At 61.4% G+C, this 11,775-nt stretch carries 11 protein-coding genes; 4 read left to right on the top strand and 7 right to left on the bottom strand.

Features of this window, described 5'->3' with window-relative positions; translation table 11 throughout:
* Nucleotides 1-166: 166 nt before the first annotated feature.
* The 5 genes from E2I15_RS37420 to E2I15_RS37400 form a co-directional block, all read right to left on the bottom strand.
* The gene (locus E2I15_RS37420) at nt 167-1,240 is read right to left on the bottom strand and encodes an AraC family transcriptional regulator (protein WP_137476771.1); all 1,074 of its coding nucleotides are present in this window, start codon (nt 1,238-1,240) and stop codon (nt 167-169) included.
* Nucleotides 1,241-1,402: 162 nt separating this feature from the next.
* Complete coding sequence (locus E2I15_RS37415) at nt 1,403-2,800, bottom strand: L-serine ammonia-lyase (protein WP_137476770.1); 1,398 nt, start codon at nt 2,798-2,800, stop codon at nt 1,403-1,405.
* Nucleotides 2,800-3,966, bottom strand: coding sequence for a M20 aminoacylase family protein (locus E2I15_RS37410; protein ID WP_137476769.1), 1,167 nt, complete (start codon nt 3,964-3,966; stop codon nt 2,800-2,802). Before E2I15_RS37410 ends, E2I15_RS37415 begins: the two co-directional genes overlap by 1 nt.
* 23 nt (nt 3,967-3,989) lie before the next feature.
* On the bottom strand, nt 3,990-5,339 hold the full coding sequence (locus E2I15_RS37405; protein WP_137476768.1) for a DUF3100 domain-containing protein: 1,350 nt from the start codon (nt 5,337-5,339) through the stop codon (nt 3,990-3,992).
* A gap of 241 nt (nt 5,340-5,580) precedes the next feature.
* Nucleotides 5,581-6,174 (bottom strand): GNAT family N-acetyltransferase, encoded by a 594-nt coding sequence (locus tag E2I15_RS37400; RefSeq protein ID WP_137476767.1) that lies wholly within the window; start codon nt 6,172-6,174, stop codon nt 5,581-5,583.
* Between the two features lie 198 nt (nt 6,175-6,372).
* On the opposite strand from E2I15_RS37400, the gene E2I15_RS37395 reads away from it, so the two are divergent.
* The 3 genes from E2I15_RS37395 to E2I15_RS37385 all read left to right on the top strand — a co-directional run bounded on the left by E2I15_RS37395 (nt 6,373) and on the right by E2I15_RS37385 (nt 9,133).
* Nucleotides 6,373-7,980 carry an AMP-binding protein gene (locus tag E2I15_RS37395; RefSeq protein ID WP_137476766.1) on the top strand — a complete coding sequence of 536 codons (1,608 nt, stop codon included), beginning with the start codon at nt 6,373-6,375 and terminating at the stop codon, nt 7,978-7,980.
* A gap of 178 nt (nt 7,981-8,158) precedes the next feature.
* Nucleotides 8,159-8,353: a hypothetical protein gene (locus tag E2I15_RS37390; protein WP_137476765.1), complete on the top strand. Its 195-nt coding sequence runs from the start codon at nt 8,159-8,161 to the stop codon at nt 8,351-8,353.
* 69 nt (nt 8,354-8,422) lie between these two features.
* Complete coding sequence (locus E2I15_RS37385; RefSeq protein WP_137476764.1) at nt 8,423-9,133, top strand: hypothetical protein; 711 nt, start codon at nt 8,423-8,425, stop codon at nt 9,131-9,133.
* 206 nt (nt 9,134-9,339) lie between these two features.
* Here the strand turns inward: E2I15_RS37385 and E2I15_RS39450 are convergent, their stop codons facing one another.
* Entirely contained in the window at nt 9,340-9,585 is a 246-nt protein-coding gene (locus E2I15_RS39450) for a helix-turn-helix domain-containing protein (protein WP_246667925.1), read from the bottom strand.
* Between the two features lie 624 nt (nt 9,586-10,209).
* On the opposite strand from E2I15_RS39450, the gene E2I15_RS37375 reads away from it, so the two are divergent.
* Nucleotides 10,210-11,211 carry a helix-turn-helix transcriptional regulator gene (locus E2I15_RS37375; protein WP_246667905.1) on the top strand — a complete coding sequence of 334 codons (1,002 nt, stop codon included), beginning with the start codon at nt 10,210-10,212 and terminating at the stop codon, nt 11,209-11,211.
* Nucleotides 11,212-11,282: 71 nt separating this feature from the next.
* Here E2I15_RS37375 and E2I15_RS37370 read toward each other — a convergent pair whose 3' ends face one another.
* On the bottom strand, nt 11,283-11,714 hold the full coding sequence (locus tag E2I15_RS37370) for a hypothetical protein (RefSeq protein WP_137476762.1): 432 nt from the start codon (nt 11,712-11,714) through the stop codon (nt 11,283-11,285).
* Nucleotides 11,715-11,775: the final 61 nt, after the last annotated feature.

Raw genomic sequence — 11,775 nt, 5'->3', positions numbered from 1 at the left:
CACCACAGCGGCGGTGCGGCGCAGCTGTGGCTCGGAGGACGCCCCCGAGCAGAAGCGACATGGAGTTCGTCCGCGAGGAGGTTCGATGAGACCGGTTCGGAGGTGACTTATGGACAGCGCGGCGCGCTGAACGGTCAAACGCGGCGCTGTCCTGTCCGCACGGCCTTCACATCGGCGAAGAGACCCGGAAATCGGATGGGCTTTTGCCGGTCCAGCGGATGAAGGCATGCCGGAAGTTGGCAGCGTCGCTATAGCCCAGCCGGCTCGCGATCTCCTCGTTGGTCATCGCGGTCTTGCGCAGATATTCGATCGCAAGCCGCGTCCGTACCTCGGCGAGCAGCTCACGATACGATGTATCCTCAGCCTCGAGCTTGCGCCGCAGCGCACGAGGATGCATCGAAAGCCTCTCGGCGATCGCCTCGATGTTCGGGTACCGGCCGGGCTGCTCGATCAGCACCCGCCGGACGTCGGCAGCGATCCCGCCCGCGTGATTGACCTCGGACAGCACCTGCTCGCACATCTCACGTGCCATTCCGTGGGTGCGGGAATCCGCAAGCGCCACCGGCCCGTCGGCTTGCGACAGCTGGTATCTGTACTCGTTGCCACGCTGACGAAACAGGACCGGGCAGTCGAAGATCACCTGGTAGGCGCTGGCATGAGCCGGCTCGCCATAGGCAAGAGAAATCTGCGAGAAGCGGAACGACTCGCCCGCCAGATCCTTCATCGTCGTCAAATGCGATGACAGGGCGAACTCGGCCGCGAAGCGATGCACGTCCTGCGTCGGATTCGGCCAATGCAACGGCTCGAACGCACAGACGACCGCCGCGCCGTCATAGGAGTATTTCGCATCGCACAGCGGGCCGACGACCCGAAGGTATCGATTGGCGAAGGCGCGCGCATCGTGATAGGTCGCGCTGCTCAGCAACGCGTATCCGTACATTCCGTGCGCCGTCACGCGCATGCGCTGTCCGGCACGGAGTGCAACCGTCGGCTCGTTCGACAGCCGCAATGCATTGCGAACCACGATGTCGATCTGCCGGTACGAGATACGCGTGGTGTGAGCTTCGAGCTGATCCTCGGTCAAGCCAGTGCCCGCCAGCGCCACGGTCGATCGAACCTGTTGCCTGCCGAGCTCGGCGATGATGGCAGCAATCAACTGCGCCGAATATACATGCTGGTCGAAATCCGGCGGCAATTGACATTCCGGCACGGCGTCTCGCAGGCGCCTTCCAGCGCTCATGGTCGTCTTCCTCCTTGGGCCCAAAGTCTTGCTCAAATCGAAATCATTCGCAATGCCGGCAGCAACTGGCCGGCTTCCCCTATCCCCAGCCTTGGGACAGCACGGATCGTATCCAAGCATGTCGAATTCGTTATCGAGGTGTTTGGCCGGCACCGCCGTGCTTCAGCATTCCACGACGTTCACCGCGAGCCCGCCGAGCGAGGTCTCCTTGTATTTGGACTTCATGTCCTCGCCGGTCTGCAGCATCGTCTTGATGACGGCATCAAGCGATACATAGTGCTTGCCGTCACCACGCAGTGCCATTCGGGCGGCGTTGATGGCCTTGACGGCGCCCATCGCGTTGCGCTCGATGCAAGGGATCTGCACCAGGCCCCCGACGGGATCGCAAGTGAGACCGAGATTGTGCTCCATCCCGATCTCGGCAGCGTTCTCGACCTGGGCCGGCGCACCGCCGAGCACGGCCGTCAGGCCGCCCGCAGCCATCGAACAGGCGACGCCGACCTCGCCCTGACAGCCAACTTCCGCGCCGGAGATCGAGGCATTCGCCTTGTAAAGCATGCCGATCGCAGCCGCGGTGAGCAGAAAGGTAACGACGCCGTCGTCGTTCGCGCCCGGACAGAACTTGACGTAGTAATGCAGCACAGCCGGGATCACGCCGGCGGCGCCATTGGTCGGCGCCGTCACGATCCGTCCGCGCGCCGCATTCTCCTCGTTGACAGCCATCGCGAAGGCATTGACCCAATCCATCGCCGCGAGCGGGTCGACGCTCTCGGTGTCGCTGTTGCGGGCCGACAGTTCGCGGTAGAGAGCCGGCGCGCGACGGCGAATGTTCAGCGGCCCGGGCAACGGTTTGGTCGCGCCGGCATTGTCTATTCCGAAGCCACGATCGACGCATTGCTTCATCGTCTGCCAGATTTTCAGGAGGCCGGCACGGACGTCAGCGTCGGTGCGATGAACGCACTCATTGGCCAGTACCATGTCGGCGATCGAGCGGTCGCTCGACTGCGCGCGTGCCACCAGCTCGGCGCCCGTTCTGAACGGATATGGCCAGACCGGAAGCTCGCCGTCTGCACCGCCAGCCAAGTCGCCCGAGCCACGCTCGAGCACGAATCCACCGCCGATCGAGAAGTAATAGCGTTCCGCCAACAGACTGCCGTTGGCCGCAAACGCCGCAAGACAGATTCCATTGGGGTGCTCCGGCAGCACACTGTCGGCCTGGAAGGTGATATCTCGCCCGCGGCGGAACGGGATCGGGTGAACCTTGAGCAGCCGCAACTCGCCGGAGCGACGGATGTCCGCAAGCTGCGGCGCCACCTCGGCCGGATCGACCGTATCGGGCTTTTCGCCCAGCAGGCCGAGGATCACGCCGAGATCGGTCGCATGCCCTCGTCCGGTCGCGCCCAGCGAGCCATAGAGATCGGCGCGCACCTGCACAGTCCTCGTAAGAAGGCCATCGCGCTCGAGCGCGCGGACGAATTGCCCGGCCGCGCGCATCGGCCCCACCGTATGCGAACTCGATGGGCCGATGCCGATCTTGAATATGTCGAAGACCGAAAGCATCAGGCGGGCAGTTGTTGCTTGACGAGCTCGACCCAATAGGCGGCGCCGAGCGGCAGGATCGCGTCGTTGAAATCGTAATATGGATTGTGCAACGGCGGGTCATTGGCGGTCTCGCCCGCGCCGATGCAGATATAGGCACCGGGGCGCTCCTGCAGCATGAACGCAAAGTCCTCCGATCCCATCGCCGGCTTGATGTCGGTTTGCACCTGTTCGACGCCGACGAGGTTTGCTGCTGCCGAGGCTGCGGCATCGGCTTCGGCAGGTGTGTTGATCACCCCCGGATAACCTCGCATGTAGCTCAGATCGATCTTTGCACCGTGGGTTTGCGCCACGCCGGCGCAGACCTGCTTCATGGCAGCCTCGACCTGATTCTGGATCTCCGCGTACAGCGTTCTGACCGTGCCGCGCAACGTGACGGTTTCGGGCACCACGTTCCAGGTGTCGCCGCCATGGATCTGGGTGACGCTCACGACGGCAGCGTCCATTGCGCCGATGCGGCGGCTCACGATGCCCTGCAGCGCGGAGACGAGATCGGCCGACACCAGGATCGAGTCGATGCCCTTCTCCGGCGTCGCGGCATGGCAACCACTCCCGGTCACGACGATCTCGAACGTATCGAGGAAGGCGGTCGCAATGCCGGTCCGGATAGCAAATTTTCCGCGCGGGATATTCGGAATATTGTGCATCCCGTAGACCGCGTCGGCGGGAAACATCTTGAACAACCCGTCCTCGACCATCTTCTTGCCGCCGCCCGCATTCTCCTCGGCGGGCTGGAAAACGAAATGGACGGTGCCGCGGAACGGCCGGTGACGGGCGAGCTCCACGGCAGCGCCAAGCAGCATGGTGGTGTGACCATCGTGGCCGCAGCCGTGCATCTTACCGGCACGGGTCGACTTGTGGGGGCGGTCGCCCAGTTCCTGAAGATCGAGCGCGTCCATGTCGGCGCGCAGCGCGATCGTCGGGCCTTCGCCGTTCGTCAGCGTTCCGACCACGCCGGTGCCGCCGAGTCCGCGATGGACCGGAATCTGCATTTCCATCAGCGCATCGGCCACCAGCTGGGCGGTGCGGTGCTCCTGAAACGCGGTCTCCGGGTTGGCATGGATGTCATGACGCCAATCCAGCATCCGGGCACAGATATCGTCGGCGATTCCAAATTCCTTTGACATGGGTGGGTTCACCTGTCCGTTGGCTAGCGATGGAAGAATTCGGCGATCAATGTCGCACCGAGGAACGTGCCCGCGGCGGCCGTCAGCGAGACCACGACGATACGCCAGCTCAGCTTCCTGAAGATCGGGAGATCCTTGGCGACCGAGAAGCCGGCAAGCGTCAGCACGGGGGTCGTGAAAGCCAGGAAGTTCAGCTTGTCGACCGAGCCGATCATCGCGTTGGAGAACGGCAGCAGGCCAGGAATGCCGAGCACGGTGGTAACCACGACCAGGATCAGGATGTGCGGCACTTTCGGCAGCAGACGGGCGAGGACGTCGACCAGCAGCACGACCGCGAGCACAACCAGGAGACCTGCCCCCGATTCCAGCAGGGGAACCTTGTAGGTGAGCGAATTGCCGATCAGCACGCCGCCCGCGACGGTGATCCAGGCGAGCAGCGAGTCGGAGAAGCCGAACGTGCCGTGCTTTGCCTCGCCGGCGCTGGCAATCGAGGGCCCGAGATCTCCCGACGCGAAGTTCGAGAACCGGCCGAGCACGGGCTCCAGCCTGTCATACAGCCAGGAGCACACCGGCAGCGAGAAGAACAGGGCGAAATAGAAGCCGAGGACGGCGGTCATCAGGTTCGCCGCCGAAGCGATCGCGATCAGTTCCTTCGCCATCTCGGCCGGATTGTGGCCGTTGATGGTACCGATCGCGGCCGCCATCATGCTGCCCGAGCCGACGCCAGCGCCCATCGCAAGTGACCGCGGATCGAAGATGTGCAGGCTGGCGACAAAGCCGGCCAACATCGCGATGAACAGCGCGCCGAGCACGGTGCCGGTGATGTACTCGGCCAGCACGCCGCGCCCCTCGGCCGAGTTCATGCCGTATTTCTCGCCGATGATCACCATGTTGCCTTCACGGCCAATCGAGAACGTCGCGCCGACCGCTTCGCGCTTGACCCCGAGCAGGAGCGCAATCGGCAAGCCGAGGACCAGCGTGCCGAAGGTGTGCCCGAGTTCCTGAAAGATCAACGCCCAGCCGGCCTTCTGCACCTCCGGCAGCGCGCCACCGACCGTGAATGCCATCTTGATCACGAAGAGCAGCAGGCCTGCGTTGAGCAGTTGTCCCGCATAAGTTTGCAGGCCGGGCCCGATCCGCGCGGCGGCAGGCAGATAGCGCGCCGAGAGGCCCCATGCGGCTGCGATCAGCAGCGCCCACACCATCGGTTGAAGCAGCACCTTGCCCGGTCCGATCTGGAACTGGGCGATCCCGACCGTCTCGGCGACGGCAACAATGATCAGAACGGCAACGAACAGCGTGAGCTTGCTGCTAACCGCGGGATTGACTGCTTGGGCGGCCAGATCTGCGGATGAAGAAGAGGTCGACGTCATAGTGCTGGACACCTCCAGAAGATGATTGCGAGGCAATGCGGTGAACGTGAACCAACTTGCCGTGCAGCATCAGGGAGAATCCACTTTGCATCAATGATCGCAGTGTCTCGCGATCGTTGCATTTTTTGCAACACCGGCGGAACGAAGATCCAGCCGGCAAAGCCGGCATGACCGCGACCGTCGCCGTCATGGATGCGAGCGGCGCGATTAAGGTGAAGCCATTCCTCGGGTAGTCCCTAGGCTAGTCGGTCGCTGCGGACGATCCGCCCGGTTCGAGCTTCTGCACGTCCGTCACGTTGACACCAAGCACGACGATGTCGTGCATCTTGCCCTGAAGATCTTTCACCTGGTCGCGCAACAGCGCCTCAGCGCGGAAGCCGAGTGCCTCGAAAATCGCGATCGCGCGGGTCTGGTCGGACGTCATCTGCGCGGTCAGGCGTTCCAGGCCCATCGAGAGCGCGAGGTCAAACGCCTCATTGGAAAGCGCCCGTCCGACGCCGGTGCCACGCACATGCGCGGAAATCACGGTCCTGATCTCGCCGACATGAGCCGACCACGACATGGGGTCCCGCACGATCGTACCGCACCCCACCACGATGTCGTCCTTGACCACCAGCAGGCTGACGATCGAGCCGCGCTCGATCTCCTTGATCCATGCCGAGAGCACCTTCGGTTCACGGATATTCCGCGGCAGGAAAAGCATGTCGTGCACGGCAAGCGCGTTGGCAAACTTCAGGACGACGGCCTCGTCGGCAGGCCCCATCAACCGAAACTCGACATCCCCGCTCTCGAAGTTGACGCGACGCGGATAGGATCGCATCTTGGTATTCCTCATGCAGATCGCTCGCTCAATCCGAAAATCCAGACTTCACTGCAACCACCTGGCGGGGATCGCAGCGCTTTTCCTGCCTGTCCTGCACGCAGGAGCCGGATCACGCAAGCCGAGCGTACCAATGTCCTAATATAACTCCTGAAACGGCCCGTTTGCACCTTTCCGTCTCGATATGAGCACATGAACCTGGCGACAACGACCATGAGCGCTCCCAACGACACCCTCGAACAACCGCTGCATGAAATGCTGCGCAGGCATGCCCGCGGGCGGCCGGAGAAACCGGCCTGCATCTGGTATGGCCGCGCCATCACGTTTCTCGAGCTCGACCGCGCGAGTGATGCATTCGCGGCGCGGCTGCAACAACTCGGCGTCGACAAGGGCGAGCCGGTCGCATTGTTCATGAACAACTGTCCGCAATACCTGATGGCGCAATACGGCATCCAGAAGATCGGCGCCATTGCCTCGCCTTGCGGGGCGCTGAACAAGGAGCACGAGCTCGCCTACCAGCTCGACGATCTCGGCGCGCGCGTGATCGTCGCGGCCGAACCGCTATTGCCGATCGTGAATCAGGTCCGCGACAAGACCAAGCTCGAGCATGTCTTCGTAGTCCGCTACGCGGACCTGCTGCCCGAGCAGCCACCGATCGGCGTTCCGGATGAATTGCTCGCGTTCGGCCCCGAACGGGCCGGTACGTCCGGCGAAATCGAGGACTTCCTCTCCGTCGCTGCGAGCGGCGCGTCGCCGCGCGATGTCGCGATCGACATGAACGACACGGCGCTGATGATCTACACGTCGGGCAGCACGGGCCGGCCCAAGGGCGCGATGCTGTCGTATCGCAACGTCATATTCAAGACGGCCGCGACCGTGAACTGCAACGGAATCGGCACCGATGACGTCCTGCTCTCGATTGCGCCGCTTTATCATATCGCCGGTATGGTGATGGGCGTGAATGCACCGGTCTATGCCGGCGCGACGTCCGTGCTGCTGTTCCGATTCGATCCGCTCGTGACCGCACAGGCGATCGACCGCTATCAGGTGAGCTGGTGGTACAGCGTGGCGCCGATGAACGTCGCGATCACGCAGCTCCCGAACATTTCCGACTTCGGGCTGAGGAGCCTCCGCGTCAATCCCGTGACCAGTTTCGGCATCGACTGGACCGAAGCGCTTGCCAGGCAATGGCAGGCCGTCGCGCCGAATTGCGAGAGCTTCGAGGCGGCGTACGGGCTGACCGAAACCCACACGGTCGACACCTTCATGCCGCGCAATGCGATCCGCTGGGGTACCCATGGCAGGCCGGTGCCCGGCAACGAGATCCGGATCGTCGATCCCGACTCCGGCGCAGACAAGCCAGCGGACGTTCCTGGCGAAATCGTGATCCGCGGCCCAGGCGTATTCAAGGGCTACCGCAATCGTCCCGATGCGACCGCGGAAACGCTGCGCAACGGCTGGCTACACACTGGCGACATGGGCCGCGTCGATGCCGGCGGCTATCTGACCTTCATGGGACGCTTCAAGGAGATGATCAAGGTCTCCGGCTACAGCGTCTTCCCAGAAGAGGTCGAGTCGATTCTGAACAAGCACCCCGACGTGGCGGCGTCAGCCGTGATCGGCGTGCCCGACGCAACAAGAGGCGAAGTCGTCAAGGCCTTCGTCGTTTTGGCCCCGCGTGCCGAACTGGACACCGCCCGGCTCGTGGCATGGGCGCGCCAGAACATGGCGCCCTACAAGGTGCCGCGCGATGTCAGCTTCGTGACCGAGTTGCCGCGCTCACCGGCCGGCAAGCTGTTGCGGCGGCTGCTCAAGGACTGACGCTGCGGCGAACCGGCCGCGACCGGCCGCCGGCGTCAGCCAGGAATGCCGATTGGCGATGTCCCAAAATCACTCGCAACTTGGTCCGACGGCACCTTTTCAGGAATCAATGTCCATGTTGGACATCTCATTTTGATCCCGGCGATCCATCGATAAAGTGCAAATTGCAGCTTGCGACATGTTCAGTCACGACGACGAATGCTCGAGCATCAAGTATCAACGACGCATGAAACGGATGATCGAAGCGCTCAGAGGAGAACTGACGCTGCAAGGCATTATCGGTCAGGGGACGACCACGGACCTGCGGGTCGACATTGTGAGCCTGGCCGAAACCGCACTTATGGTGTGTGACTTTGATAAAGTCGCGGACTGACGCGTAGTCTGGGCAGAATGAATGAGCCGATCCGCACGAAATCGTAGTTTGGCGTATGGAATCGGGCAAATGGCGGAGAAAGTGGGAGTCAAACTCACGATTTTGATCATTCCACTAAAGCTGCTGAGTAAGCGCCAGCCTCCTCCTCCAAAGATTCTGAGTCTGAGCCGGGTTCGATTCCAATTGGGCGATTGTGGTGACAAGAACCGCATGGACCGTACCTGCTGCAGCGCTTGCGGCAAGCGACGAGAGGCTGCTATCGTGAGCGGTGAAACCGTCGTGCATCGAATTGCGCTGGAGCTTCGCCGCGATGGCGGAAGCCTTCAAGGCGTCGATTCCCATCGTCGCGTTGATGCAGGAGGTCGAGCGACCGCGAACCAGGAAAATCATCATGCGGCGCGCAACACGGCGTTAGCATGGGGATGGAAGACGGATGATTTCGGCGAAGTCCTTGTCGCAACAACCACCCCTTCGCACTTGGCCTCAATTGGTCCCCTCAAATTTCACAAAATGGCTCCAGGAGGCTTCGGCGGCGCTCTCAATAACGGCTTCATGATGTCAACCTATCCCATGTGCCAGGCACACGACTGCGATCGCCTCGACAATGCGCTGGTCGAGACTGGCGGCGCCCAGATAGGTCTGTGCATGCGCCGATTGGACGATCTCAGGGCTCGCCGACGCCGCCACGACAGCCGTCTGGCGGATGGCCCTAACTCCCGCTGTTTGTCGCGAACGGATGGAGCTGATCCTGCGGTCGGCCGCTCGTGCTCGGCGACGTGATTGCATGACGCGGTGCCTACCTTGCTCGCCACCCTGCACCGCTCAGCTTTTGCTTCGGCCGGCCCAGATAGCTCACCATAGTGTCCCAGCGCTCCAGTTGAACGTCAAAGCAAATGGCTCCTTGCGGAGCCTGGAAATCTCGCCAAACGTTTCGCTCCGATTCAAATCGCGCGTCTTGCCATTTCACGCCAGTCTCGTGGAATGTTTCAGCTATCGATCGCGCAAAGCCGTCTGCGATGGGACGCTTGCTGATGTTTACCGGCAAGTTGCTGCCGCCTGTAGACAACGGGCTGAACTTTCATCAAACGCGCGAAAGTGCGGCTGAAGCTGCTCGCACTGGAATAGCCGAGGAATTTTGCGACGTCGGACAGGGGCTTGCCGGAGTCTGCGAGCAGCTGACAAGCCATATTCAAGCGAACTTCCGCAAGCATTGCGCGGTAGCTTGTGCCCATACGGCCGAGATGACGCTGCAACGTCCGCGTGCTGATCTTGCACGCACGAGCTGTGCCATTTATAGTTGCGTCACCCTGTCGCAGCGACGCGACAATGGCTGCGCGGACCGCCTCGGACGAAGGCAAACGGACGGCTCTCATCTGTTGTTGTAAGGCACGAAGTCTATGCTCCGTCTAGAGAATACCAGATGCTTCGGCGCCATGGGTATCCGGGCCTCCTGTCTGGCCGACGGTCCGGGAAAACCAGGGCGTCTTTCGATCACCCAGTGGCCCTCGTTCGACCATTGTCGAACGCACGTAATACTGCGAGGGTACGGACAGAGAATTCATCGATACGCAGCACGAAGGGCTCAGCTTTCCTCCATTCAGATCCCAGTCTTGATCTAGTATGCCTATACAGCGAATTGTCGGCCGTCTGGCCATAAGCCGCCAAAAAAGCCGGCAAATCCGGCATCGAAGGAGCGGCTCTGCTGATCAACGCAGCAGATCGCTGGGGTGCAGAGAACGCTGCATGCCGGGAGCGGGGCAGCGAACTCTTCCATTTTCGCCGGCAACGCCAACGCCCGGCCCGAGCGAAATTCCCGCCGACGGGCAGCATCCATTTTACGATCGAGAGGCGGCCCGGTGGCAAATATTCATTTGACGCGCTGCCAATTCATCATTCCCTTCGCTGATATCCTTAGCGAAATCGGCGCGTCGACGGGTTCGCTTCTGGCAAAATTTCATCTTCCGACATCATTGGAAGAAAAGGCCAATCACTATGTTCCGATTCTGCGAGCAATCGACTTCGCGGAAATCGCCCGGAGATCACAAGGCATTCCGGATTTCGGGTTCCTGGCTTCCCAACGTTTGCGCTATTGTCACCTGAGCGAGAAAACCCGGACTCTGATCGGCCATGCCCCGACGTTGTTGGTCGCGCTGCAACAGGCTTGCAAATGGGCATCGATCGAGGACTCGAACTTGAAGAACTGGATCGAGCGCCACGACGATCACGTGAGGTTTTGCAGCAGTCTCGCTGGAACGAAAGGACTGCTGCACCTCGAGCATTCACAGTGGCTTCAGAACATTTTCCCTATATATATCGTCCAGCAGTTCGCCGGACCGGATTGGGCTCCTGCAACAATCGCCTTTGAAGCCCGCTATACGCCGAGCCCTGCGTGTCATTCATCCTGGCCAAACACGCGCTTCCTGTCCGGACAGGACGCATCATGGATCGACGTGCCGATCTCGCTTCTCAGCCTTCCCAATCGCGCAAAGGAGAAAGTGCTCTCCTTGCAGGACGATCAGGCTGGCCCGTCAGGTCATGATATCATTGCAGCGCTCAAGTTGATGTTGCCGTCCTACCTGGACCAAGGACTTCCGGCTCTCGCTGAGGTCGCGGAGATGGCTGGCGCTAGCGCGAGGAGCTTACAACGCAAACTCGCGTACGCCGGCATGACATACTCGGATCTGCTCGACACCATCCGGTTCGAGAATGCAAGCAAGCTCTTGCGTGACACTGATTCCAAGATTATCGAAATCGCATTCTCCTCCGGCTACGCTGATCCAGCGCACTTTACTCGCGCCTTTCGCCGAATTAGCGGCGTTACGCCGCGAGAGTTTCGTGCGCAATCGCGGCCGGAATAAGCGTCACGTCGGTGCGGCGCGTGTGTCACGGACGCGCAGGACCGCCATCCTCGAAAGCACATCAGGCAAACCTAAAAGTCCGGACCAAACACGTCATCGTTGAACTGGGCTGCGGCGTCATCGTCTTCCATGCTGTTGATCAGGTTTTGCTCTGGGTTCGTAAAGCCACCTGCCGAGAGCGAAGTTCCCGGCAATGCACCATAACTGGCGCGATATTTGTCCATTGCGGCCACGCTGCCGACATACGCACAGGTGCATCCGGAGGGATCCGCGTAGACGTAGTAGGGACGTCCGCTCTTGTGCCGTAGCTGAAACTGATTGGGCGGGAATGACATCAGCCGATTCAACATCTCCGGCGTGGTAGCAGCGATGGGGCTGAAGCCCGATGACATCAACAATTGACCAGTTGATTGCTGAGCGTAACCGCGAGCACCCGAGTACAACTGGACAAGAAGGGTGACCGAAACGAGGGTTGCAGTAGCGCCTGCAGATCGAAGACCCATTCTTTCTCCGGAGATATCTGGATCGGCTACCAATTGGAGCCGAAAGTGAAACGGAAGGAGT

Origin of the sequence: Bradyrhizobium sp. BR2003 (assembly GCF_009720285.1) — a bacterium.
In the GTDB taxonomy this organism is placed as follows: Bacteria; Pseudomonadota; Alphaproteobacteria; order Rhizobiales; family Xanthobacteraceae; genus Bradyrhizobium; species Bradyrhizobium elkanii.
Note: the sequence above shows the minus strand (reverse complement) of the source record. Positions and strands in the feature narration are given on the sequence as shown.

What these genes read in the sequence shown, in the direction of transcription:
- E2I15_RS37405 (WP_137476768.1), bottom strand. Translation starts at nt 5,339, where the DNA reads ATGACGTCGACCTCTTCTTCATCCGCAGATCTGGCCGCCCAAGCAGTC.
- E2I15_RS37400 (WP_137476767.1), bottom strand. Translation starts at nt 6,174, where the DNA reads ATGAGGAATACCAAGATGCGATCCTATCCGCGTCGCGTCAACTTCGAG.
- E2I15_RS37370 (WP_137476762.1), bottom strand. Translation starts at nt 11,714, where the DNA reads ATGGGTCTTCGATCTGCAGGCGCTACTGCAACCCTCGTTTCGGTCACC.
- E2I15_RS37415 (WP_137476770.1), bottom strand. Translation starts at nt 2,800, where the DNA reads ATGCTTTCGGTCTTCGACATATTCAAGATCGGCATCGGCCCATCGAGT.
- E2I15_RS39450 (WP_246667925.1), bottom strand. Translation starts at nt 9,585, where the DNA reads ATGGGCACAAGCTACCGCGCAATGCTTGCGGAAGTTCGCTTGAATATG.
- E2I15_RS37390 (WP_137476765.1), top strand. Translation starts at nt 8,159, where the DNA reads ATGTTCAGTCACGACGACGAATGCTCGAGCATCAAGTATCAACGACGC.
- E2I15_RS37385 (WP_137476764.1), top strand. Translation starts at nt 8,423, where the DNA reads ATGGCGGAGAAAGTGGGAGTCAAACTCACGATTTTGATCATTCCACTA.
- E2I15_RS37395 (WP_137476766.1), top strand. Translation starts at nt 6,373, where the DNA reads ATGAGCGCTCCCAACGACACCCTCGAACAACCGCTGCATGAAATGCTG.
- E2I15_RS37410 (WP_137476769.1), bottom strand. Translation starts at nt 3,966, where the DNA reads ATGTCAAAGGAATTTGGAATCGCCGACGATATCTGTGCCCGGATGCTG.
- E2I15_RS37420 (WP_137476771.1), bottom strand. Translation starts at nt 1,240, where the DNA reads ATGAGCGCTGGAAGGCGCCTGCGAGACGCCGTGCCGGAATGTCAATTG.